Genomic DNA, 24,514 nt, shown 5'->3' on the forward strand with positions numbered 1-24,514 from the left:
CGGGTCCCATCTGTTACTTCTGTTTGTAGAACATGATTGCCTCGTACGGACGAAGGGACAACGTCGTCCCGTCGAGCTCAGGCACGTCGTAGTTGTGGCTGACAACGCTCACCCGCTCGAAACCCTCCGGAATCGTGTACGTCGTTTCGGTTCCATAGAAGTTGGCGACGACGAGAAGCTCCTCGCGGTCGGTCTTCCGTGTATATGCCCAAACGTCTAACGAATCAGGCGTAAGGAGCGTATAGTCCCCGTCCGTCAAGACGTCAAGTTCTTTTCGTAACGCAATCAAGTTCTTGTAGTGGTAGAACACCGAGTTCGGGTCAAGGAGCGCCGTCTCGACGTTCACGTCCTCATAGTTCGGTGCCACGTTGATCCACGGCGTGCCACTCGTGAAGCCGGCATGCGTCGTCGCATCCCACTGCATCGGTGTCCGCGAGTTGTCGCGTGACTTCTGTTTGATGGCGGCCATCATGTCTTCATGCGACACGCCCTCTTCCCGCTTCAACTTATAGATGTTGAGCGTCTCGATATCCCGATACTCGTCGAGCGAGTCGAAGCCGGGATTCGTCATACCAATTTCTTCCCCTTGATAGATGTACGGTGTCCCTTGAAGGCCATGGAGCACTGTCGCAAGCATCTTCGCGCTCTCGACGCGGTGGTTCGTGTCGTTCCCGAAACGGCTGACGACACGCGGTTGGTCGTGGTTGCACCAGAAGATGGCGTTCCATCCTTTCCCGTGCATCCCTTGTTGCCACGTCGACATGATGTTTTTTAATTGAATGAAGTCGAACGGCGCCGCGACGAACTTCTCTCCATTCGGATAGTCGACTTTCAAGTGGTGGAAGCTGAACGTCATGCTGAGCTCGTTCTCATCCGGGTTTGAATAGCGGACGCAGTGGTCGAGCGTCGTCGAAGACATCTCCCCGACCGTGATGACGTCGTGCCCGTCGAATACTTCCCGGTTCATCTCTTTTAAATATTCGTGGATGCGTGGACCGTCCGTATAGAACTTGCGACCGTCCGACTTATCTTCCGGGAAGTCCTGTTCTTTTGAAATGAGGTTGATGACGTCAAGACGGAATCCTTTGATTCCTTTTTTACGCCAGAATCGCATCATCTCGTAGACGTCCTCGCGCATCTGTTCATTCTCCCAGTTCAGGTCGGCCTGCGTCACGTCGAACAAGTGAAGGTAGTATTGCCCGCTCTTCTCATCATATTCCCACGCGTTCCCTCCGAACTTGGACTCCCAGTTCGTTGGTTCGTCACGCCAGATGTAATAGTCACGGTACCGCTCGTCTCCTGCCAATGATTTTTGGAACCATTCGTGCTCGGTCGACGAGTGGTTGACGACGATGTCCATCATGAGGCCGATGCCCCGCGCCTCTGCTTCACGGATCAATTCGTCGAGGTCTTCCATCGTGCCATGAGACGGGTCGATGGCATAGTAATCACTGACGTCATAACCGTTGTCGTGTTGAGGTGACTGATAGACAGGCGTCATCCAAATGTATTCGATGCCGAGTTCTGCCAAATAATCCAGCTTCGCCGTCACCCCTTTGATTGATCCGGTCGCATTCCCTTCCGGACTGTAAAAGCTTTTCGGGTAAATTTGATAGACGACTGATTTGCGCCAATTTTTCTGTGTCATCAACGACATCTCCTTTTTGTAAGAGTTTTCATTTCAATAAGAAAGAGGGAAGAACTGCCGTCCCTCCCTCCCGAGTCAATGCTTATGCGACTTTATTTTCTTCGATTTCACCTTTTTTCATGTAGCGCTTCGACAAGATGAATGTGAGCGCGAACGGTACGATGATCGCGATGACCATGCCTACGACGAAGAGAAGGATCTTATCTGTGAAAATGGAGAGGAATCCAGGGAGCCCTCCGACTCCGATGGCGATGGCTTGAACATCGTTCAATGTGATGAAGATGGCAGCGATCGCTGACCCGATCATGGCTGAATAGAACGGGAATTTATTTGGTAAGTTGACCCCGAACATGGCCGGCTCCGTGATTCCGAAGTAAGCCGAGATGGCTGAAGTCGACGCCATGCTCTTTTGTTTCGCATTGTGTTTGTAGACGAAGAACATCGCGAGTGCGGCCGAACCTTGGGCGATGTTTGAGAGTGCGATCATCGGCCAGATGAACGTACCGCCTGTATCGGCGATCAACTGAAGGTCGATGGCGATGAACAAGTGGTGCATCCCTGTGACGACGAGCGGCGCGTAGAACAATCCGAAGAGGAGTGCCCCGACGACCGGTACGGCTTCAAACGTGTTGACGAGTCCTGTCGCGATCACATTCCCGATTCCGCGTGTGACCGGTCCAACGATTGCGAGTGCAAGGAATCCAGTGACGACGATTGTTGTGATCGGCACGACCAAGAGTTGAATGGCGTTCGGTACACGTTTTTTCAAGAACATCTCGATTTGGCTCAAGATATAGGCTGCGGCGAGGACCGGCAAGATTTGACCTTGATAGCCGACTTTCTCGATTTCGAAGAGTCCGAGGATATTGAACGTCGGTACTTCTCCTTCAAGTGCCGCCGTCCCGTAGCCCCATGCGTTCAAGAGGTCCGGGTGAACGAGCAAGAGACCCATGACGATCCCGAGTACTTCGCTCCCGCCGAAACGTTTCGTCGCCGACCAACCGACGAGTGCCGGTAAGAAGACGAATGACGTGTTCGCCATCATGTTAATGAGATCCCAAAGTCCTTGTAAGTTTGGATACGCCTCGATGAGTGTCTTTCCGTCGATGAATAGACCTTCTGAAGCGAGTAAGTTGTTGATCCCCATGAGGAGACCGGCCACGATGATGGCTGGAATGATCGGCATAAAGACGTCAGAGAAGACTTTGACGAGTTTTTGAAGCGGATTCATTTTTTTGCCGCCCGCGGATTTGACCTCGGCGACCGTTGCCGCCTCAAGTCCGGCGAGCTTGATGAACTCGGCATAGACGCGATCGACATCGCCGGCTCCAATAACGATCTGATACACGCCGGAGTTCTCGAACGCCCCTTTGACGAGATCGATTTCTTTCACACGTGCCTCGTTGACTTTTGATTGATCTTTAAGAGAGAGACGGAGACGCGTCACACAGTGTGCGGCCTTGTCCACGTTGTCTTTGCCTCCGATCGCGTCTAAGATCTCAGCGGCAATTTGACGATAATCTGCCTTCATGTTGAATGTCCTCCTTTGTTTGAAAACTATAAATGAAAACGGTTACTTATGAGTACAAACAAAGTATAACTTATCTATATAAGTTAAGTCAACGACTTATATAGATAAGTTATACGTGAAGGTTTTGTCTCGTGATTCACTGTTAAATTTTCCCTGTGTCGACTTCGGTCAAACAAAAAACCTCTTCCTGTACGAAAGAGGTTTACCGACGGGCGACGTCACTGAACTGGAACTTGTCCAACCGGTGACGTGACTCCGTGTATTCAAATTGTTGTCCTTCATATAAGAACGTATCGTTCGTGATGACGATGACATATTCATAGTCATGCAAGTCGAGTCGCTTCCGGTCGAGTTCCGTCACGTCCTCAGCTGCAATCTTCCGTTTGGCATAACTGATCTGTAGGCCGAGCTCGCCTTCGATATATCCATAAATCGAACGAGCCGCAATCTCTTCTGTCAATCCAGGGACGAGGTCTTTGACGAAATAGTTGATATCTAAGATGACGTTTTCCCCGTCAAAGTTTCGAACCCGTTCGATGCGAAACACGCGCGTCCCTGCCGCCAAGTTCATCCGTTCGGCGAGCCAAGTCGGGGCTTCCATCTCTTCAAACGAAGCGACATGGGTCTGAATGGAACGACCGAGCATGCTCGCGTACACTTCCGAGAAACTGACGATGCCGTTGAATTGAAACTCGATCTGGTCTCGTTTCAACACGAACACGCCTTTTCCGTGATGCTTCCGGACATACCCGTTTTCCTGTAACAGATCGAGCGCTTTCCGAACCGTCCCCCGGCTGGCCTCGAACTGATGCATCAACTCGGTCTCCGACGGAAGTTTTGAGTCAGCGGGTCTCGTGCCGTTTCGCATCTCTTCTGCCAGGCGCTCAAAGATTTGGCGGTATTTCGCCATCACATTCCCTCCTCCATTGAAAAAGACGACCTTAAACGGTCGTCTCTCTTACCATTCGCGACGATACCAGGTGATACCGATTGCACCAGGTCCAAGATGTGTTCCGATGACCGGACCAAAATGGCTCCCCGAGATGTGTGCTTTCGGGAACTTCTGTTTCATCGAAGCGATTTCTTCCGCCTGACGCTCCGGACAGTTGGCGTGAATGATACCGATGCAGTAGCCTTCGCCATCCCCGGCAATCGATTCGTCCATCATCTCTTCGATTCGACGTACGGCTTTCTTGTACGTCCGAATCTTCTCGAACGGGACGATCAATTTGTCTTGGAAGTGAAGGACCGGCTTGATTTGTAAGAATGAACCGACGAGCGCTTGCGCTGCGCTCAATCGTCCACCGCGTTGCAGATGAGCGAGGTCATCGACGACGAAGTAGGCACGAATCGAATCACGGACCGTCTCCAGACGAGCGATGATTTCTTCCGGTGTCGCACCTGTGTCACGAAGGTGAAGTGCCTCTTCGACAAGAAATGCTTGCGGCATACACGAAATCTCTGAGTCAAACGCATGAACGGTCACATCGACCATATCATTTAACGCGACCATCGATTGGTACGTTCCGCTGATGCCGCTCGAGAGCGTGATCGCGATCACGTCGGTCACGTCATCCGGCAAGTTCTCAATCAATTCGACCGTTTCTCCGATGACCGGTTGTGACGTCGTCGGCAGGTTGCCCGCCTCGATTCGCTCATAAAACGCCTCGGTCGATAAATCCACCGATTCACGGTACGACGCGCCATCGAAGATGACACTGAGTGGTGCGACATGGACGTCATGCCGCGCCAAAAAATCATCCGACAGATAGGCGGTACTGTCGGTTAAAATCGCAATGTTTCCCATACTATATCCTCACTTTACGTCGTTTCATTTTTCCAATTATGTTAGGATTCCATTCCATATTGTAACACAAAAACGATGTAAAGCATCGGTGACGCTCAAATCTCGACCCAACCCCGGCGAATCGCATCGACGACGGCTTGCGTCCGGTCGTTTACGTCCATTTTGCGAAGGACAGAAGAGACGTGGTTTTTGACTGTCTTCTCACTAATAAAGAGCATGTCACTGATGTCTCGGTTCGAGCGCCCGTCTGCGAGAAGGTGCAACACCTCAACCTCACGGCGCGACAACAATTGATAGACCGGGTCATCCGTACGACTCTCGACACCACGACCTGCTTGCTCCCCTTTGAATTGTAAAAGACGACGGTACTCTTTCAACACGTTCGTTGTTACTTTCGGATGAAGGTACGCCCCGTCCCGTGCGACGGCACGGACTGCCGAAATCAATTCTGTCGATGCCACTTCCTTCAATAAAAACCCTGACGCACCCGCTTCAAGCGCATGCGTGATATACGACTCATCATCATGGATCGAAAGGATAAGGACACGTGTCTCCGGTGACAAGAGTGACAGTTGTTTCGTCGCCTCGATCCCGTTCATGTCCGGCATATTGATATCCATAATCAAAATCTCTGGTTTCTGCTCGCCTGCGATGCGAATCGCTTCGCGACCCGTCCGTCCTTCGGCGACAACCTTAAATTCATCTTCTAAATCAAAGATCCGCTTCAATCCCTCGCGGAACAGTTCGTGATCATCCACGATTGCAATGCGTGTCTGTGTCATTTCCATGTATGTCTTCCCCCTTGTTCTCTCACGAAATCGGAATCGACATCCGGACGACCGTCCCTTTGCCGACTTCCGAGTCAATGCTGATGCTTCCGTTCACCAACTCAATCCGTTCGCGCATTCCGACGATGCCAAACGACTCTTCGCCGATTGCACTCGGTTCAAACCCGACACCATAGTCGCGGACGTGAATATGAATCACATCGCTCGCCTGTTCGACATTGACGATAATCTCTGCCGTTTTGGCATGTTTGATCGCGTTTTGTACGGATTCTTGAACGAGACGGAACACGTTGATCTCGAGCTTCTCCGGCAAACGGGCACGTGACCCCCGGTAATTGAGACGTGTCTTGATGGCCGTGTACTCTTCCGTTTGGTGGAGGTAACGCTCGAGCGTCGGTAAAAAGCCTAAATCGTCAAGCGACATCGGGCGTAAATCATAAATCAAACGACGGACGTCGACGAGTGCCCCACGAATCAGTTTTTTCAATTCATGTAATTCGGCAAAAGCTTCATCTTTTCCTCGTTTATCGAACGTCTTTTCAATCAGGTCGGCCCGAATCAAAATATGAGCAAGCGATTGCGCTGGGCCGTCATGCATCTCGCGGGCGAGATGACGTCGTTCGCGCTCGGCCGCTTCGAATACACCGATGGCCATCTCTTGCTTCTTCATCATGTCCGAATACTCTTGCTGCAGGTCGTCCCGTAAAAAGTTCAAGACGACGCTCACACGACCGATCAATTTTTCGGCACGCTCGATCGTGTCCTCTAAAATGAGCAGCCGACGCTCTAAGTCGTTCCGCCGTTGCTGAGCCGCCATCTCTTCTTTTTGGACGAGAAACCGTTCGAGTTGCATTTGATTCGCCCGTTCATATGCGTCACGAATTTCTTGCTCACTATGTATATGAAACTTCTTACTCACTTGAACGAGCTTCGCCTTTGCAGCTTTCACGAGTCGGTCGAGTCGATCGGACTCCCCGATATAGAACTCGATTTTATCCGTCAATTCTTTTAACTCGTTTTGAATTGCTGAATATTCAGTTGCAGAACTTTCGGTTATACGGACGATCTCCTCTTTACTTTCCGTCACCGTTTCAATCATATTTGTTATGATATGTTCTAAAGCTGTCCGATCGGTAATATGATTCACGATGCCATCCCCTAATAGTTCGGTAGTTAATCCTCATCTATTCTTATATATCGTCCACTACTAGCAGGTTTACAGCGGACATGAGAGATTTTCTATATAATTCATTCGCTATGTGAAGCGTGTGTGCCTACTTAAATTCTAAAAAAAATATTTAAAAATAGAAAGGAGAATTTTCAGAAATGTCTATTGAGTCAAATTATACTATAAAACAAAGTGGAACATACGAGGTCCTTATCCAAAAGTCAAAATTTATTGCACATTTCAAACGTGTCGAGACCGAAGAAGAGGCACAGACGTTCATTCAAGCCATCAAAAAAGAGCATTGGAACGCAAACCATAACTGTTCTGCCTATATCATCGGAGAGCGAGACGAGCATCAAAAGGCGAACGATGACGGCGAGCCGAGTGGTACGGCCGGCATGCCGATGCTCGAGGTGTTGCGCAAACGCCACTTGAAAGATACGGTCGTCGTCGTGACACGTTATTTCGGTGGAATCAAACTCGGAGGTGGTGGACTGATTCGGGCGTATGGCGGAACGGTCAGCGAAGGCCTCGATGCAGTTGGAATCGTTGAACGGTTACAGATGCAACAATTGACGCTCACTGTCGACTATACGTGGATCGGGAAAGTCGAAAATGAGTTGAGACAATCTGACTACTTGCTCGATGACATCACCTATGCTGACCTCGTCACGTTTCATGTATCAGTACCCGTGGAAAATACAGATAAGGCGCTCGCCTGGCTAACGGATTTAACGAACGGTCAAGGTAAGCTCCAAACAACCGATATCCGCATCATCGAACGTGATTTCAAACGCTGAAACGCCTATACTAAAAGAAACGACTGAAATGAGGAAAACAACATGGAAACACCCCCACGCAAGAAAAGATCACCTTGGAAAATCGTCCTCATCGTGTTGGGTGTCGTATTGCTGATCGGTGGTTCCGCTTTTGGGTATTTTGTCTTTAAAGCGAATGAAACTGCCGAGAGTACGAACAAGGAACTCGAGCGCGGCGACAAGTCAGAACGCCGTGAAGAGACCATCGATTTGACGAAAGATCACTTTTCCGTCCTATTAGCAGGAGTCGATGGCGGCGCCTCGCTCGAAGAAGGACGGAGTGACTCACTGATGGTCGCGACGTTCAACAAAGAATCGCGCCAAGTGACACTCGTCAGCATCCCCCGCGACTCGTATGTCGATATCATCCTCGACGACAACGACCCGTTCAAAGACAAGATCAACCACGCTTACGCCTATGGAGGCATCGATGCGACCATCTCGACCGTCGAGAATCTGCTCGACATCCCAATCGACTATTATGCGACCATCAACTTTGATGGAATCGAAGATTTAGTCGATGCGGTCGGCGGCGTCGAAGTCGATGTACTCATCCCCATCTCCGGAAAAGCGACGGGAAATGTCGAGCTTGAGCCTGGTGTTCAAGTCTTGAACGGAAAAGAAGCACTCGCTTACGCCCGTATGCGGAAACAAGACCCCGCCGGAGACATCGGTCGTGCCGGTCGACAGCAACAGGTCATCGAAGCCATTATCAATGAGGCGACGACAATCAATTCCTTCACCAAGTTGAACCGAATCATGAACGCGGTCGGTGAAAACATTCGGACGAATATGTCCCTATCGGAAGCTTCACAGCTTCAACCGTACGCAAAATCCTTGAAGTCGTTCAATCGCGAAACGCTCGAAGGAAACGACTTGACGTTAAACGGTGTCTATTATTACGAACTTGACCCGGCTGACCTTCGTGACGCACAGGCGCTCCTTCAAACCGAACTCGGTATGCCCGTCACAGCAGACGAACCGACAACGGATGAAACGGACGACTCGATGACCGAGACGACGACATACTAAAAATAACCGTTATCGCTCTGCGATAACGGTTATTTTATGTGCGAGGTCGACCGAGCAGTCTGCGGGATGTGCGGATGATCGGTTTATAATTCGGATGAATCAGTTCGGTCGATTCCACAATCAATTCGATGACGAGAAGGACCACGATGAATGTGATGACGGCACCGAGCATGGTCGTCTTCGCAAACAGAATCGATGAAATACCGAAGAACAAGGTCATGCCATACATGAGCAGGACGGCTTGCCTTGTCGTGAATCCCATGTCAATCAACTGATGGTGCATATGTGATTTGTCCGGTGACATCGGCGGTCGGCCTTGGACGAGTCGACGGACGATCGCAAAAATCGTATCCGAGATCGGTAGACCGAGCAAGAGGACCGGGACGACAAGCGAGAACAACGTCACATTCTTGAACCCGATGAGCGAGAAGACGGCGAGCATATATCCGAGGAAGAGTGCGCCTGTGTCCCCCATGAAGATTTTCGCCGGATAGAAATTATGGACGAGAAATCCGAGTGTGCTCGCAAGAAGCAAGAGGGCCATCACCGTCAAATAGACGTTCCCTTGAATGATGGCTAAAACGGCAATCGTGCCGAGCGCGATGCTCGATACGCCGGCGGCGAGGCCGTCAAGACCGTCGATCAAGTTGATGGCATTCGTGATCCCGATGAGCCAAAGGACGGTGATCGGGATGCTCCATGACCCGAGATAGAGCTGTTGATCGAACGGAAGGTTGATCAGTTCGATCCGCATCCCAGAGTTTAACACGATAACGGTCGCAATCATCTGGCCCATCAGCTTGACGCGCGCCGACAACTGGAATCGGTCATCGATCAGTCCGGTAAGGAGAATGACGACAGCCCCAATCAAGATGGCGTCGTTATAGCGACTCGTCGGAAGCAGCAAGGCATAGCCGATAAAGAATGCGATGAAAATCGCGAGACCCCCGATTCGTGGCATCGTCCGTAAATGTACTTTTCGTGCGTTCGGATGATCGACCGCACCGATGAAAAATGCGAATCGACGAACGAGCGGTGTAATCAAGATGGCCATCACAAAACTGACCAACATGGCAATCCATAACATGGGCCGACAGTTCCTCTCTCAAAAAAATAGACTCTGGCGAATTATATCATATTTTGAATCAAGGAGTGGATATCAGTCCGATTACAAGAAAAGCCGACGAGGCGTTCCTCATCGGCTCTACATTATGATAGTGTCGCGGCTACTTCTTCTGTCGGTTCGTATGTATAGAGACCGCGACCGATTTTTTTGATTTCTGGATTGACCCCTTCAATCTTCACCATCAACTGGTAAATGTTGCTGATATGATGGCGGTAACGAAGTTCAAGTTCCATTTGAATATCACGCACGCTCATCGTCTGGCGTTCTTTCAAAAGATCGGTCACTTGGTGAACGTATACTTCGAGCGGATAGCGTTGGTTCACACGACGTGGGCGTAGGCGTTTTGACGCATCGCTCACCGAATCTTTCTCTTCTTTATCTCGACTCAATTCCGCAATTAAATATTCCGCACGACGTTGTAATTGACGATACGACTCCTCAATTTCCATCAATTCTCGATAAATATGGTCATTGACATTCGTAGACTCCATACACAAATCCCCTTCTACATCCAATTATAATTAGGAATTCCCTAATTTAAATCAGCAATTCCTAATTATCCCTTTATATCTTCTATAAAAGTGTAACGGATTTGTAATGTGTTTGTCATCTTTTTTTGGGCGAAATTGTCCATTTAGGACTTTTGACTCAAAAAAGACGGCGACTGTTCGGGGCAGTCGCCGTCTCACGGAAGATGATTGTAGTCATTTACACGTGAACACGTTCGAGGATGCGTTCAAGTGAAAGTTCGTCAGTTGAAGCGACGATGAGGTCAGCGTGACCAAGCATCGATTCTTCACCGACGGCGACAGCAAACATATTTGCCGCTTTGATTGCAGTTACGCCGGCAGCCGCATCTTCAACACCGATAGCGAGTTCGGGTTTCACGCCAAGGGCAGAAGCGGCCTTCAAAAACACTTCGGGGTGTGGTTTTGACTGGGCGACAGTTGCTGCATCGACAATATGATCGAAATAGTGACGGACACCAAGTGCGTCAACGACCGCGAATGCGTTCTTTGAAGCAGAGGCCATTCCGATTTTGAGTCCCGCCTCTTTAATTTCATCGAGGAATGAAACGATACCAGGAAGAAGATCGTCGGATGAGATATGTTGAATGAGTTCAACGTAGTGCTCGTTTTTCTTTTGAGCGAGTTCTTCTTTCTCTTCCGGTGTGAAGTCGTTCTGTATACCGCCAAGCGTAAGGATCCGCTCAAGCGACTCAGTCCGACTCACGCCTTTGAGCGTTTCGTTGAATTCGCGGTCAAATGGAATTCCGAGCTCTTCACCGAGCTGCTTCCAAGCGAGGTAATGGTACTCTGCCGTGTCAGTGATGACACCGTCCAAATCGAAAATCACTGCTTCAATCGTTGACATACATGCTTTCCGCCTTTCCTTCAAATGCTTGTGTCGTCAGACTACATTTAGGGAACTTGACAAGTACCCGTCGCACGTTTGGTCGATGATGCAAACGGTTGCACTTGTTCGATTTCTATTATAAATGAAAACGTTATCTTGATGCAACCGATTTCGCAAAAATCAAAAAAAGAGAAGAGCCTACGCTCTCCCCTTCTAATTACAATTGAATGCCGACCACTTTCACATTTACTGAAAGTGGCGTCATCGCAAGCATCGTGTCCATATCTTGCGTGATGCGCTCTTGTACGGCTGTCACTGTCTTAATGATCGACTGTCCATATGCGATATAGAGCGACAGGTTGATGGTGATGCCTTCTTCTGACTCATCGACTTTTACATGTTTCATGAGCGCCCGTTCTGATAATTTCGTATCTTCTTGCGTGAACGAGACGTGTTTCGTTTCCTTGACCGCGACCGCGGCAATCATTTCCACGACGTGACGTGAGACGTTCACGTCGCCTTCTGTGCTGTGCATTCCATTTTCGTATGGCATAGGGTCACTTCCTTAACTCTAATTTCGTGTCTTCTCTATAAAGTGTAGCTGAAATGGAGCGTTTAGAAAAGACTTTACCCTTTCACGCCCTTCGTATTCTGTATGCGTTTCACATCGATTTCGACGAGCGGACGCAAGAGACGAACCATCGGTGGACTGATAATCACGAGGACCATCAGGAAAGCGACCCCGAACAGTACGAGCAGTTGCATCCAGGATGTCGGCATGAACCCTGCCGGTATGAACGCTTTCCATGCGACGACAAAGAAGACATGAACGAGATAGACGTAAAGACTATATCGACCGGCACGCGAGAAAATCGGGAGCCTACGTCCCGGAATAATCATGGCGAAACTGATCGACATGAGCAGTGAAATCGTGTAGACGATCAAGAAGGCAAACGGACCTCCCCACATCGCCTCAGGGACAGCCGTATCATAAGCGAAGCGGAACTTGAACAAGTTACCGATATGATAGAACGCGTCGTCTTGTTGGACACGCATGGAAATCAACAATCCAATCGTCAACGTCACAAAAACGATGGCCCCACCAATCCGGTAGCGGTTGCGATGCTCGGCTCGTTTCGGTAACTCAAAGAAATTTAGTGTGTTGCGCTCAGACATCCAGTTCCCAATCAAGAAGAACGGATAGAACATGATGACTTTGCGCAATGCGAAATATCCCGTCGCCTCGGCCTGGAATCCAAATAGAAGTGCAAATAATAGTGCGTATAAGACATACCCTTTCAGTTGTGTCACATACGGTGTGATGATGTACCAGAAGATGATTGCCATCAGATACCAGAGTGCCCAGTATGGCTTCAATAGGTTCAGTCCTGGATTTTCAAGCGAGAAAATCGGGATTCCTTCCGTAAAGGCGAACCAGGACCCGAGGATGACTTGCCAAATGACATAAACGACGAATAGCTGAATCACACGCAAATAACGGTTCTCTCGATAGAAGTAACCGCTCAACATGATGAATAACGGCATGTGGAAGGTATACAGGAACAAATACACCCACTTCGGTAGAATGTCGTCGTACGCACCGCGAACATCGGTCAACAAGTGTCCGAAGACGACGAGTAGGACGAGCACTCCTTTAATATTGTCATACCAATAATTTCTCATAACATTCCCTCTAGTTCTCTATGATGTTTGCAATGAAGTTGACCTATATGTTTTCACGTTCTCTCTACGCACGAAGCACATGGAAGGTCATATGAAAAAATCCCTCACCTATCATAATCGATTCCCTCGTCATGTGAAATTACGTTTCAACAAAATTTTCATGTCTTCACTGTCATCATTCCCATAATTCGAGGAATGCAAGCCGAAACGTCAAAAAATCCTCACGATTCAGCATGTTGTGTGCGTATTCAAATAGACGGGATTGGGTACAGTATAGTATAGTGGTGTTACTAAATATTCAGAATATTCTAATAAAGGAGGTGGAGAGAATGGCTTCGATCATTCGAAATCGACATCATATGGTTCATGATCCGAAACGATCATTCTCTAACTTCGGATTCTGGTGGTTCGTCAGCGTCTCTTTCGTCGGATTGCTCCTCGTCACTTTCGAGTCCGTCCGCAACGGGTTCTCTGCCATTCATCCTGTACTAGCGAGTATGGCTTTCTTCGGACTCACATTCGTTCTCGGGGTCGGTGCCAAATTGGTTCGTGACGTCTGGTGGCTCAACTATTTGCTCGAGCGTACCCAAAATCGCTACTTATATATCGGTGGCGACACACTGCAAAGTTGGCAGTATACGCTCGACTCGATTTGGTTGCTCACCCGCACCTCACAAAAAAAGCTCGGCCGATTGTATATCCAAATCGACCGAACTGTCAGTGCTGAGGAGGCGAAACGTTTATTCGCCGCCTATTTGATTGATCGAGGTGTCCTCGTCGTCTACTCCCGTCCGAACAAACCGAAAAAAATGGCTTGAACGAATTAGTTGAGGTATGCGGCGATCCATGTCCGTGCCGCCTCGACTTCTTCCATACGAAGTTCATGGCCGCCCGAGTGATAGAAGAGCTCGACGTCCGCTCCTGCGTTTCGGAGTGTCGATGTCAGCTCTTCTGTTTCTGTTTTCGGGCAAATCGGGTCACGCTCCCCTGCCGAGATGAACACGTTCGTCCCCACTAAGTCAGGGAGTGTCAACGAGCGGTCCGGGACCATCGGATGGAAGAGGAGTGAAGCGTTGAACGCCGGGTGACGATAAAGTGCCGAGCCAATCAAGTTCGCCCCGTTCGAATAGCCGAGTGGAATCATCTTGTCCCGGTCGATGCCATACTCCGTGGCAGCCTCATCCAAAAACTGAAGGAAGCGCTCGGTCTGTTTCTTTAAGTCTTCGAGGTCGAGCACGCCTTCTGCATGGCGACGGAAAAAACGGGACATGCCGTTTTCAATGACGTCCCCTCGAAGTGTCAGGATGTTTGCCTCCGTTGACAATTCTTTCGCAAGTGGGATCAAGTCCTGTTCTGTCCCTCCTGTGCCGTGTAATAAAACAAGTGTCGTCTCTGTCGTTCCTTTTATGAATTGATGAATCATATCCGTTCTCCTTTCGGTATCGTGATGGCTGGCAAGGTGCGGACAATTTTGTCGCGGTCCGCTTCTAACCATGATGGTAAACGTAACGTTTCACCGAGTGTATCAACGGATTCATCCACGGTGAATCCTGGTACGTCCGTCGCAAGTTCATGTAAAATACGGCCGGCATCATGGAAGTAGACGGAGCGGAAGTAGTTTCGCTCTTTCACTTCGGTCGGACGTAGCCCGAGATCAAAGATGGCGTCTTGCCAAGTTGTGTAATGTTCACCATCTGCGATTCGCCAAGCGATGTGATGAACTGTTCCTGTGCCCGGAACCCCTTTCGGTAAAATCATTTTCTTCACATCGATGACGTTTCCATAGTCGGCTGAACCTTTCAACCGAATCCATTCTTCATCCTCTGACACCCGTTCCAATCCGAACAGCTCCGTCAACAGACGAACGGTCTCATCCGGTGCTTTTGAAAGAAGCGTCGCACCAGCGAATCCGACAATCGCCTCATCTTTGGTAATACCTGGGACGACCCAGCTCGTCTGTTTGGTGCTCGGTCGCGCAACGAGCTCGACAACGAGTCCATCCGGGTCCTCGAACAAGAGCGATGCCTCACCGAACCGTTCTGTGGCGACGGTCGCGATGCCATGCTGTTGTAATCTTTCTTCCCAGAACGGCAAACTTCCTGCCGGTACGAGATAGGCAGTCACACCGACTTGCCCGCTCCCGACCTGCCCTTTCCCTAGTCCCGGAATCGGGAAGAAAGTAATCACCGTCCCAGGTGTCCCGACCACGTCCCCAAAATAAAGGTGGTACGTTCCCGGATCATCAAAGTTGACGGTCTGCTTCACGAAGCGAAGACCGAGTACTTGGCCATAAAAATCAAGCGTGCGCTGTGGGTCCTGTACCATCGATGAGATGTGATGGATCCCCGTAGACTGCGTTTTCATTGTCATCCTCCTTTTATTATCTTGATTTCAAGATAAAACATTTACCAAAGAAAGTGAAACTTTTTGCTCAAGGTGGCGTACGATAAGGAGAAGAAAACATTTTAAGGAGGTAAATGAACATGGCATTACATATCGAACGCGTCACGAAAGAATTCGGTAATTTCACAGCCGTCGACGACCTCACTTTCCGTGTCCCACAAGGGGAAATGTTCGGTTTACTCGGTGCAAATGGTGCCGGAAAGACAACGACATTCCGGATGATCCTCGACATCTTAAAACCGACTGATGGGAGCATCACGTGGAACGGGAAGGCGGTCGATCATCGCATCGTCGGTTATTTGCCCGAGGAACGCGGCTTGTACCCGAAATCCCAAGTTCGAGAACAGCTCGTCTTTCTCGCGAGCCTAAAAGGGATGCGTGGGAGCGACGCCAAACGTGCGGTCAAGTCTTGGCTCGAACGCCTCGAAATTCCTCAATATGAGACGATGCGCGTCGAACAGCTCTCAAAAGGAAATCAACAGAAGGTTCAGCTCGTCGCCGCCCTGCTTCACAACCCAGAACTCGTCATCTTAGACGAACCGTTCAGCGGGCTCGACCCGGTCAACGTCGAAATCCTGAAGCGTGAAGTTCTCGCGTTGCGTGACGCCGGGACGACCATCGTCTTCTCGAGTCATCGAATGGAACACGTCGAAGAATTGTGCCAACACGTCGGCATCTTGAAAGGTGGCCGTGCCGTCGTGAGCGGTGACGTTCCGACAATCAAGTCGAGATACGAAGAGCCTGCCCTCTTTATTGAAACGGACCAGATTCATATTCTCGAGTCCCTCCCAGTCGTGGAGACAATCGAACCCTACAAATCCGGTCATCTAGTTCACTTGCATTCTTTTGACGATAGTGATGCCGTCCTGTCAGCACTGGTGCGTCATCAAGCGAACGTGAAGACGTTCATGCGTCAACCCGTATCGCTCAATGACATCTTCATCAAGGAGGTTGGACAACATGTTTCATAACTTTGGACCTCTCTATACGTTCACACTCAAATCGAGAATTCGTTCGAAAGCATTCCTCATCTCGACGGCGTTAACGGTCCTCTTCATCTTTGGCTTCACGAACATCGATCGCATCATGTCTATGTTTGAGGATTCTGAACAGGCTAGTGCTCTCGTCGTGTCTGAGAACACGGAAATCGTCGATACGATGCAATCCCTTGGTTATGAAGATGTCGCAACGAGCGACCTCACGGAAGACGAGGCACGTGCTGGGATTAACGACGGCGAGTATGGAGTTGTCGCCTTTGTCGAAGGGTATGATGCCCGTGTCATCTCCGAACGGCCAGAACAGGAGTTCACGGCGATTTTACAAACGTCGTTGCAACAATTGCGAAATGCTGAATTGATTGAAACGTCGAACATTGACCCGGCCGTCATCGCTTCCCTCAGCGAACCGATTCAACTTGACGAGTCGTATCTCGGACGCGGTGGGGAAAACTCGGATGAACTCCTCTCGTCCTCGGCGCTCGTTTACGTTATGTTGATGCTCCTATACATCTCAATCATCACCTATGGATCGATGATTTCAACAGAAGTGACGACTGAGAAATCGTCGCGCGTCATGGAACTCATCATCTCAACGACTCATCCGGTGACCCATATGCTTGCGAAAGTGACCGCCATCGGTACACTCGCTCTTTTCCAAATCGGTCTTTTCCTCGGGTTCGGATATGTGAGTGCGAGTGGTAGCGAACTGGCATCTACGGTCATCGAGAACGCCGGCAACGCACGGGCAGTCATCTATCTACTTGTGTTCTTCTTACTCGGTTACTTGTTGTACGCTTCTCTTTTCGCTGTCCTCGGCTCACTCGTCAGCCGTGTAGAAGAGTCACAACAAATGGTTATGCCGGTCATCATGCTACTTGTCGCTGCGTTCTTAGTCGCGATGTTCGGATTGAACAACCCGGATGCGACCATCGTAACCATCCTCTCATTCGTTCCATTCTTCACACCGATGCTCATGTTCCTTCGGGTCATGCTCGTCGATGTGGCTGTATGGGAAGTGGCACTCTCGATCGGACTTCTCATGGGAACGATTGGCGTCACGTTATGGATCGGTTCAAAATTCTATCGTGGTGGCGTCTTGTTCTATGGGACGAATGCCATTAAACAATGGCGACAAATATTACAAAATCGACAATAACGTTTACAGCAAATTCGTTTTCGTTTACTCTAAAGAATGTGCAAAATGAGGAGGAAAACGAACTATGCGATCACGATTACTCGCAGCCTTAATCTTTACGTTTATGTCGACGCTCACGACGTTCATCTGTTATACCGTCTTCTTAGACGCAGATGCGTTATGGCAAATTCTACTTGCCTATGCAGGTAGCACGTTTATCGGAACGCTCGCGTTTTGGTATCCAGTCAGCAGACGTCCACAAACGTCCCGCTTCGGTGGCGCATGGATCGGCATCATGATTACTGCAACGACACTCATTGGCTTCACTGCCATCCGCTTCACATTCCGCGGAGACGCAGCCGCATTGCTCGACTGGCAAACGATGCTAGCGAGTCTTGCTTACACATTCGGTTATGTCGGATGGGTGCTCACAATCTTGAATATCGTGCTCGGCTTCTTACTCGCCGGCACGCGTCCAAAAGTACGCTACGAAGCGCGTCCGATGCGCTGATTGACATGACCGGGAGAATCTCCTGGTCATTTTTTACGCAAAAAAAACCGTAGAATGCTCTACGGTCATTGCAATTTATATGATTTGTCCAAGACACCATATTCTGCGTACTGGAATGAGTTGTCCGCAAACCGGTCTGGAACGAGCCGCTCCACATAGCGGGCGAACGGGACGATGTGGCGCGTCGTATCATGTGACCGCCCGAGGTCAAGCACCGCATCAACGAGCGCTTCGAGTGCATGGTGTGACGTCGGTTCCTCGTCTTCTTTGAAAATGCGATGTAACTCCTCTTCGTGCATCAGGTCAAAGATGCGCATCCGTTCTTCGAGTTGGCGCTGCATCTCCTCGACGGACTTCCCGTGCATCGCTTCTTCATAGGCGAGCTTCATCTGTTCGAGTTCCGGCACCTTCCCTCGCATGAGCACCTTGAGCGACTCCCCCGTCCAAATATGGCGTGCCAAATAGTTCGGATCGATTTGCAAAGCGTCTGCGAGCGCCTCTATGTAAGGCATAGTCGGATACACCTCACTCAGTTCCGTACGTCGAATGAAGTAAGGGGCGACACCGATTCGTTCCGCAAGCGTCTCAATCGACAACCCCGCCCGTTCTCGAATTATTCGTATCCGATCCCCATATCCCCGGTATGGTGCATTTTTTCCGTCCATCTCATTTCCCCCTTCCCTCTCTCCATTATAATTCCCGCATTCACAAAAAAATACTCGGAAGCGTAAGCTCCCGAGTATTAAGTCGTTCTCTTATTTCTTTGTCAATTCGACGACTTCTGAAGATCCAGCTGTCACCGTGTCGCCTTCTGCGACAAGTTTGTTCACGCCGAAGCTGTCATGGTTCGTGATAATGATCGGAGTGATCGTTGATGGAGCGTTCGCTTTGATGAAGTCGAGGTCGAACGTGACGAGCGGGTCGCCTGCTTTGACTGACTGACCTTCTGTGACGTGAGTCTCGAAGCCTTCACCTTTCAAGTTGACCGTGTCCAAACCGATATGAATCAAGTATTCTGCACCGTTGTCGGCATTGATACCGATCGCGTGTTTCGTCGGGAATACTGTCGCGATTGTTCCGCTAACCGGTGAGACGACCTTTCCTTCTGTCGGCTCGATCGCAATTCCGTCACCCATCATTTTTTGTGAGAATACTTGGTCCGGTACGTTCGTGATGTCGACGACCTTTCCTGTAAGCGGTGAAACCGCGTTGAGTTGTTCTTCTTTACCACCAAAAAGTTTTTTAAAGAATCCCATAGCTTAATCCCTCCAACATGTTCTATTCAATCGAAGTCTTCACTTTTATACCCGAAAAGCTAATACTTCAATCCCTACCCCATTAACGGTATAGTTGTAATAAGGTAGTGCGAAATCGTTTTACACATCGTAAGAATACGAGTGTGCAATCGCTTTTGCAAGCCCTTTTTACACTTTGTAAAAATTTCACACGATGGAGGCGCTTACAATGACGACTTTCACAAAATTGTCATATGAACGGCCCGACTTGGATGCTTTAAACAGCAGATTGTCGGACTATTCTGCCGAATTACAGCAAGCCAGCACACTCGAGGAAGCGAACGAACTCATTCGCCAAATCAACAAGGAACGGAACGACTTTGAGACACAAAGTCAGCTCGTCGCGATCCGACATTCGGTCGACACACGCGATTCGTTTTATGAGGAAGAACAAGCCTTCTTTGACGACGCACTTCCGGTCTATGAGAAGGAGATTCAAGCGTACTATCGCGTCTTGACGAACCACGAGCTCCGCACTGAGCTCGAAGCGGAATGGGGCAGCCAACTGTTCTCGCTCGCCGAACGCGCACTCGAAACGTTCGAGGAGTCACTCATCCCGAAATTACAGGAAGAAAACCGCCTCGCGACAGCTTATCAAAAAGTCATGTCCGCTGCGCAAATCGAATTTGACGGCAAGACGCTCAACTTGTCACAGTTCGGTCCGTATCTTCAGTCACCAGACCGTGATGTCCGCAAAGCCGCATCCGTCGCCCGCTATACATACCTTTCAGACAACGGCGACGAGCTCGATCGCATTTATGGGGAACTCGTACGAGTCCGCACGGAAATCGCTCACGCGCTCGGCTTCCCGTCGTTCGTTGAACTCGGTTATGCACGCATGCAACGCGTCGGATATGACGAATCGATGGTCGACAACTTCCGGAAACAAGTCCGTGACGTCATCGTCCCGCTCGCTTCTGCCTTAAAAGAAAAGCAGGCGAAACGAATCGGTGTCGACCACCTCTATTACTATGATGAGTCGTTCGTCTTCCCAGACGGAAACGCGACACCTCAAGGGGATGAGTCGTTCATCATCGAAGGCGGAAACAAGATGTATCGTGAGCTCTCAAACGAGACGGACGAGTTCTTCCAGTACATGCAGGAACGCGGCGCCCTCGACTTGACGGCGAAACCAGGGAAGTCAGGTGGTGGCTACTGCACGTACTTACCGTCTGAAGGACTTCCGTTCATCTTCTCGAACTTCAACGGAACGGCCGGCGACATCGACGTGCTCACGCACGAAGTCGGTCATGCCTTCCAAGTATATGAGAGCCGTCATTTGACGACACCGGAATACGCCTTCCCGACATATGAGGCGTGCGAGATTCACTCGATGTCGATGGAGTTCTTCTGTTGGCCATGGATGGAGCTCTTCTTCGGCGACCAAGTCGACAAGTACAAGTTCAATCACTTGGCCGGTAGCATGACGTTCCTTCCGTATGGCGTGCTCGTCGATGAGTTCCAACACGTCGTCTACCGCAACCCAGAGATGACAGCAGCCGAGCGTCGTCAGGCATGGCGCGATTTGGAGAAGGTCTACCTCCCGCACCGCGATTATGAGACGAACGACTACCTTGAGTCTGGCGCATGGTGGCACCAACAAGGCCACATCTTCCAAAGCCCGTTCTACTATATCGACTACACACTCGCACAAGTGTGTGCATTCCAGTTCTGGGTACGCATGCATGAAGACCGTGAGGCGGCATGGAGCGATTACCTCACACTCTGTCAGGCAGGCGGAAGCCGCTCGTTCCTCGAACTCGTGGAACTGGCAGGTCTCAAGTCTCCGTTCGCAGACGGCGTGTTGAAAGAAACGATCGATCAAATCGAAGACTATCTCTTGAAACATCCGCTCGCGAACTAACAAGTAAAATGATTACTGGATTTTTTTCCGCCCAATAGGCTTACCATAAGAAATTCGGGCGCTTTGGAAAAATGACGTTTCAGGATTATTTTATTCACTTGATATGAAAATAGCAGAAATAACTCTACTGAATTCGAGTTATTTCTGCTATTTGTTTTTTATTCTTTTATGACTGATACCCAAGAGAATTCAGATTTCAAGCAACACGGTTTTGCACTACTTAGTTTAGACTCTTCTCTACAAAAAAATTCACTACATATCGATTAAGAAGTAAGAAGAAGACAACAATTAAATTCATCTCACTTCTACCATCGTTACTGATAACCATATAATTTAATGTAACAAGTAATATCAATATATTAAGAGCTTGCAGCAACAATAACTTTTTAACTTTATGATATTTTGTACTTTCAATATTTTTAGTTTCAAGCTGCATTCTATTTTTTTCTTCTAAAAACACAAAAAGTAAATCACTAGAAAATTGCTTACGTTTAAATTTGTACAGAGCAAGGATCATACATAAGACTAATGAAATCTCAAAAAATAAAAGTACATCTAGAAACATGAAAACTCCTCCGGTAAACTAGTTTAAGTTAATCGCTTCGTGTATCACGATCATCAATAGTTAATGTACATCTATTTTACTTAAACAATAATGAGATTCCAGTTACCTTTTTAAATGAAAGGGAAATGTGATGATCATCTAGCTCATATTAAGAAATCATTTATCAATCACCATTACATAATTAAGAATAATCGAAATACTAATTCATCTCATTCTGCAGTTCGAACGGCAAATCCTCCAAATCGATTTGACGGCTGTCGAACAAGTTGAACTGTTGCAGGCGACTCTCTAAATACTTCTGTAGCAGTTCGGCCACTTTCTCCCCGGACAACCCGTTCAAGTCTGGGACTTGTGTCACCGAGAGCTCGATGCTCCGAAGCCCATAGTCCGGCAGGCGCGATTCGATGTCGGCGAGTTCTTCCTCGTTCAACCGTTTCCCCGTCGTCGTAACGAGAAGCAAATCATCATCTTCCTGATAGTCCTGACTGATAATGATGGCATCTGAAAACTCTTCTTCAATGAAATTGTTGATCCCGGTCCGGACGATGCTGTCTTGAACGAGCGTCGCGGCCGAAAAGATACTCGGGACGACAATCAGGACAGATAAACCGATGAGAAGTCGATTGATTTTTTTATGGTTCGCGTCTTGTTTCGTCAACACTTGCGAGATGCCCATGAACTTGACGCCGATGAACGTCGCAATGGCGATGAACGCACAGTTGATGACGAAGAGATAACTCGACCCGATCAAATAATCGACGTTCCATGTCGCAATCGAATAGCCGACCGTACAGAGCGGTGGCATCAAGGCGGTCGCGATGGCGACACCTGGGACGATGTTGTTACTCATCTTCTTTTGTGCCCCGATGATGCCGGCGGTTCCCCCGGCGAAGGCGATGATGACATCCCAAATCGTCGGTTCGGTCCGGGCAATGATTTCATTGCTCGCATACGTAATCGGTGAGATGGCGAAATAAATGGTCGCGACGGTGAGACTGACCGCGACTTGGACGAGCAATAAACGCACACCCGCTCGCAAGAGTTTCATGTCATAGAGCGACAAGGCGAGACCGATACTCAAGATCGGTGTCATGAGCGGCGAAATCAACATGGCCCCGATAATGATGGGAATCGAGTTCATATTCAGTCCGATAGAAGCGATAAAGATGGAGCACATCAAAATGACGGAATCACTCGGTCGTACCTTTAAATTCGTATACATCTTGTCCTTGAATTCTTCAGCGGTGTACGTCTGTTCCATATAGAGTTCAGCTCCCTTGTCGTATCGATGTCATCACAAGCAAGTCCTTCCTTTATTTACCCGCAACCTGTAAAGGACAATCGATTTCCACAAAAGAAAAACTGGACCTTTGTTTGGCCCAGTTCACATCGTCAAATGACATCTAGCGGTTGTTTCGTCGTCGGTGGAGGGAACGCCTCATCGAGCGTCGCGAAATCTTCCTCACTCATGTCGAGCAAGAGCGCCGCCGCATTCTCCTCGACATGCTCGGCCTGTCCGGCTTTCGGGATGGCGATGACGTGTCCGCTCCGAATCGTCCAGGCAAGCAAGATTTGTGCGACGGAGGCACTATACGCCTCTGCGATTCGATTGACCGTCTCGTTTTCGAAGACGTCTTCTTTCACGTCACTTCCTTCGGCGAGCGGCGCGTACGCCATGACGGGAATGCCTTGTTCTTCTAGATAAGGAAGCAGGTCATATTCAATGCCTCGACTGCCGAGATGATAGAGCACTTGATTGACCGCGCAGTTGTCTCCGTTCGGGAGCGACAGCAATTCCTTCATATCGTCTACGTCGAAGTTCGAGACCCCCCATGCCCGAATCTTCCCGTCCGCTTTCAGCTGCTCCATCCCTTGAATCGTCTCCTCGAGCGGGGCATCGCCTCGCCAATGGAGTAAGTAGAGGTCCAGATAGTCCGTCCCGAGTCGTTCGAGTGACGCGTCGCATGCGTTGACGAGTTTGTCGCCGTATGCATTGTATGGATACACTTTCGAGACGAGGAAGACGTCCTCACGTCGGTCTTGGATGGCTTCCCCGACCAACTTCTCAGACTCCCCTTCCCCGTACATCTCCGCCGTATCGATGACATGAAGTCCGCAGTCGAGTCCGGTCCGAAGCGCCTCCACCTCAGCATCATGCTTTGATTTGTTTTCTCCCATCCGCCACGTGCCCTGTCCGAGTGCGCGCATTTCGCGTCCATCTTTCAGTTCGACGACATGTTGTTTGAGTGCAGCAAGTAGTAAAGAATGTGGTAGTCGTTGATTCATAACGTTTCCTCCTTTGTCCATGCCTCATGTAACGGTCCCGTCGTCCCGAAGACGGGGTCGTACGTCGGCTTCTCGACTTGTACAATGCGTTTTAAATTATCCGGACGCTCTTCCGGTTTACCCGTCAACGTGTCATAGTCGCGACCGTCCGGGTATGCCCCGACGACTTGGAAATCCTCGCTCATTTCAATCCGACGATGTCCCGTTCCCGCCGGCAAGACGAGGACATCCCCCGCACTGACGCGTACGAGGTCACCGTTCGTCCCTCCGAGTTGAAGGGTCGCTTCACCTTGTAATACGCCCAATACTTCATGCGTGTTGCTGTGATAGTGATGAAAGTCGAACACCCCGTTCACCCAACTATTCGTCCATTCATTATGGGCGAACGTCTCTCGCATCCCGTTCGGGTCATCAAAGACGCCACGATAGAGGAGCGCCGGATAATCCGGATGGTTGGGAATGGAGCCGTCATCTGTAAACAAAAAAGTTTTCACATCCAT

Annotated in this window: 26 protein-coding genes; 7 read left to right on the plus strand and 19 right to left on the minus strand. The window is 49.4% G+C overall.

What is annotated here, in order from left to right:
* Window positions 1-13: 13 nt before the first annotated feature.
* The 6 genes from treC to KNO90_RS14805 form a co-directional block, all read right to left on the minus strand.
* Window positions 14-1,648, minus strand: a complete 1,635-nt coding sequence (gene treC / locus KNO90_RS03735) for an alpha,alpha-phosphotrehalase (RefSeq protein WP_215113021.1) — start codon at window positions 1,646-1,648, stop codon at window positions 14-16.
* A gap of 82 nt (window positions 1,649-1,730) precedes the next feature.
* Window positions 1,731-3,179, minus strand: a complete 1,449-nt coding sequence (gene treP, locus KNO90_RS03740) for a PTS system trehalose-specific EIIBC component (RefSeq protein ID WP_215113023.1) — start codon at window positions 3,177-3,179, stop codon at window positions 1,731-1,733.
* A gap of 202 nt (window positions 3,180-3,381) precedes the next feature.
* On the minus strand, window positions 3,382-4,092 hold the full coding sequence (gene treR, locus KNO90_RS03745) for a trehalose operon repressor (RefSeq protein WP_214741747.1): 711 nt from the start codon (window positions 4,090-4,092) through the stop codon (window positions 3,382-3,384).
* A 45-nt stretch (window positions 4,093-4,137) separates the two neighbouring features.
* Entirely contained in the window at window positions 4,138-4,986 is an 849-nt protein-coding gene (locus KNO90_RS03750; RefSeq protein WP_214741749.1) for a DegV family protein, read from the minus strand.
* 95 nt (window positions 4,987-5,081) lie between these two features.
* Window positions 5,082-5,774 (minus strand): response regulator transcription factor, encoded by a 693-nt coding sequence (locus tag KNO90_RS03755; RefSeq protein ID WP_285800716.1) that lies wholly within the window; start codon window positions 5,772-5,774, stop codon window positions 5,082-5,084.
* 22 nt (window positions 5,775-5,796) lie between these two features.
* Window positions 5,797-6,921 carry a sensor histidine kinase gene (locus KNO90_RS14805; RefSeq protein WP_214741751.1) on the minus strand — a complete coding sequence of 375 codons (1,125 nt, stop codon included), beginning with the start codon at window positions 6,919-6,921 and terminating at the stop codon, window positions 5,797-5,799.
* Window positions 6,922-7,100: 179 nt separating this feature from the next.
* Between KNO90_RS14805 and KNO90_RS03765 the strand changes: the two genes are divergently transcribed.
* Entirely contained in the window at window positions 7,101-7,742 is a 642-nt protein-coding gene (locus KNO90_RS03765; RefSeq protein WP_215113024.1) for a YigZ family protein, read from the plus strand.
* Between the two features lie 42 nt (window positions 7,743-7,784).
* On the plus strand, window positions 7,785-8,792 hold the full coding sequence (locus KNO90_RS03770) for an LCP family protein (RefSeq protein ID WP_214741755.1): 1,008 nt from the start codon (window positions 7,785-7,787) through the stop codon (window positions 8,790-8,792).
* A gap of 34 nt (window positions 8,793-8,826) precedes the next feature.
* On the opposite strand, the gene KNO90_RS03775 is transcribed toward KNO90_RS03770, so the two are convergent.
* The 5 genes from KNO90_RS03775 to KNO90_RS03795 form a co-directional block, all read right to left on the minus strand.
* A complete protein-coding gene (locus KNO90_RS03775; protein WP_214741757.1) occupies window positions 8,827-9,879 on the minus strand; it encodes a glycosyltransferase family 4 protein in 1,053 nt (350 codons plus the stop codon).
* A gap of 122 nt (window positions 9,880-10,001) precedes the next feature.
* Window positions 10,002-10,409 carry a Rok-like winged helix domain-containing protein gene (locus KNO90_RS03780; protein ID WP_214741759.1) on the minus strand — a complete coding sequence of 136 codons (408 nt, stop codon included), beginning with the start codon at window positions 10,407-10,409 and terminating at the stop codon, window positions 10,002-10,004.
* A 217-nt stretch (window positions 10,410-10,626) separates the two neighbouring features.
* Window positions 10,627-11,292, minus strand: coding sequence for a beta-phosphoglucomutase (gene pgmB, locus KNO90_RS03785; protein ID WP_214741761.1), 666 nt, complete (start codon window positions 11,290-11,292; stop codon window positions 10,627-10,629).
* 199 nt (window positions 11,293-11,491) lie between these two features.
* Window positions 11,492-11,827: an Asp23/Gls24 family envelope stress response protein gene (locus KNO90_RS03790; protein ID WP_214741763.1), complete on the minus strand. Its 336-nt coding sequence runs from the start codon at window positions 11,825-11,827 to the stop codon at window positions 11,492-11,494.
* Window positions 11,828-11,901: 74 nt separating this feature from the next.
* Window positions 11,902-12,957 carry an acyltransferase family protein gene (locus tag KNO90_RS03795; protein ID WP_214741765.1) on the minus strand — a complete coding sequence of 352 codons (1,056 nt, stop codon included), beginning with the start codon at window positions 12,955-12,957 and terminating at the stop codon, window positions 11,902-11,904.
* Between the two features lie 329 nt (window positions 12,958-13,286).
* Between KNO90_RS03795 and KNO90_RS03800 the strand changes: the two genes are divergently transcribed.
* Window positions 13,287-13,775, plus strand: coding sequence for a restriction endonuclease subunit S domain-containing protein (locus KNO90_RS03800; RefSeq protein ID WP_215113025.1), 489 nt, complete (start codon window positions 13,287-13,289; stop codon window positions 13,773-13,775).
* A 5-nt stretch (window positions 13,776-13,780) separates the two neighbouring features.
* On the opposite strand, the gene KNO90_RS03805 is transcribed toward KNO90_RS03800, so the two are convergent.
* Both KNO90_RS03805 and KNO90_RS03810 read right to left on the minus strand, forming a co-directional pair.
* The gene (locus tag KNO90_RS03805; RefSeq protein ID WP_214741769.1) at window positions 13,781-14,380 is read right to left on the minus strand and encodes an alpha/beta hydrolase; all 600 of its coding nucleotides are present in this window, start codon (window positions 14,378-14,380) and stop codon (window positions 13,781-13,783) included.
* Window positions 14,377-15,321: a VOC family protein gene (locus KNO90_RS03810; protein WP_215113026.1), complete on the minus strand. Its 945-nt coding sequence runs from the start codon at window positions 15,319-15,321 to the stop codon at window positions 14,377-14,379. The genes KNO90_RS03805 and KNO90_RS03810 overlap by 4 nt, the downstream gene beginning before the upstream one ends.
* A 119-nt stretch (window positions 15,322-15,440) precedes the next feature.
* Between KNO90_RS03810 and KNO90_RS03815 the strand changes: the two genes are divergently transcribed.
* The 3 genes from KNO90_RS03815 to KNO90_RS03825 all read left to right on the plus strand — a co-directional run bounded on the left by KNO90_RS03815 (window position 15,441) and on the right by KNO90_RS03825 (window position 18,004).
* Window positions 15,441-16,331, plus strand: a complete 891-nt coding sequence (locus KNO90_RS03815) for an ABC transporter ATP-binding protein (protein ID WP_215113027.1) — start codon at window positions 15,441-15,443, stop codon at window positions 16,329-16,331.
* Entirely contained in the window at window positions 16,321-17,514 is a 1,194-nt protein-coding gene (locus KNO90_RS03820; RefSeq protein ID WP_214741775.1) for an ABC transporter permease, read from the plus strand. Before KNO90_RS03815 ends, KNO90_RS03820 begins: the two co-directional genes overlap by 11 nt.
* A gap of 64 nt (window positions 17,515-17,578) precedes the next feature.
* Window positions 17,579-18,004 (plus strand): hypothetical protein, encoded by a 426-nt coding sequence (locus tag KNO90_RS03825; RefSeq protein WP_214741777.1) that lies wholly within the window; start codon window positions 17,579-17,581, stop codon window positions 18,002-18,004.
* Between the two features lie 65 nt (window positions 18,005-18,069).
* Here KNO90_RS03825 and KNO90_RS03830 read toward each other — a convergent pair whose 3' ends face one another.
* Together KNO90_RS03830 and KNO90_RS03835 are read right to left on the minus strand one after the other, a co-directional pair.
* Window positions 18,070-18,669, minus strand: coding sequence for a helix-turn-helix domain-containing protein (locus KNO90_RS03830; RefSeq protein WP_215113028.1), 600 nt, complete (start codon window positions 18,667-18,669; stop codon window positions 18,070-18,072).
* A 90-nt stretch (window positions 18,670-18,759) separates the two neighbouring features.
* A complete protein-coding gene (locus tag KNO90_RS03835) occupies window positions 18,760-19,260 on the minus strand; it encodes a PTS sugar transporter subunit IIA (RefSeq protein WP_012727005.1) in 501 nt (166 codons plus the stop codon).
* A gap of 208 nt (window positions 19,261-19,468) precedes the next feature.
* Here KNO90_RS03835 and KNO90_RS03840 point away from each other — a divergent pair, with 208 nt between their 5' ends.
* Window positions 19,469-21,163, plus strand: a complete 1,695-nt coding sequence (locus KNO90_RS03840; RefSeq protein WP_031422757.1) for a M3 family oligoendopeptidase — start codon at window positions 19,469-19,471, stop codon at window positions 21,161-21,163.
* A gap of 220 nt (window positions 21,164-21,383) precedes the next feature.
* On the opposite strand, the gene KNO90_RS03845 is transcribed toward KNO90_RS03840, so the two are convergent.
* From KNO90_RS03845 to KNO90_RS03860, 4 genes are all read right to left on the minus strand, one after another.
* Window positions 21,384-21,728 carry a hypothetical protein gene (locus KNO90_RS03845; protein ID WP_214741781.1) on the minus strand — a complete coding sequence of 115 codons (345 nt, stop codon included), beginning with the start codon at window positions 21,726-21,728 and terminating at the stop codon, window positions 21,384-21,386.
* A 199-nt stretch (window positions 21,729-21,927) separates the two neighbouring features.
* A complete protein-coding gene (locus KNO90_RS03850) occupies window positions 21,928-22,989 on the minus strand; it encodes a DUF389 domain-containing protein (protein WP_215113029.1) in 1,062 nt (353 codons plus the stop codon).
* A gap of 131 nt (window positions 22,990-23,120) precedes the next feature.
* Window positions 23,121-24,014 (minus strand): aldo/keto reductase, encoded by an 894-nt coding sequence (locus KNO90_RS03855; RefSeq protein ID WP_285800717.1) that lies wholly within the window; start codon window positions 24,012-24,014, stop codon window positions 23,121-23,123.
* Window positions 24,011-24,514: a cupin domain-containing protein gene (locus KNO90_RS03860; protein WP_215113030.1), complete on the minus strand. Its 504-nt coding sequence runs from the start codon at window positions 24,512-24,514 to the stop codon at window positions 24,011-24,013. The genes KNO90_RS03855 and KNO90_RS03860 overlap by 4 nt, the downstream gene beginning before the upstream one ends.

Source organism: Exiguobacterium sp. s63, from assembly GCF_018617335.1.
Lineage (GTDB): Bacteria > Bacillota > Bacilli > Exiguobacteriales > Exiguobacteriaceae > Exiguobacterium.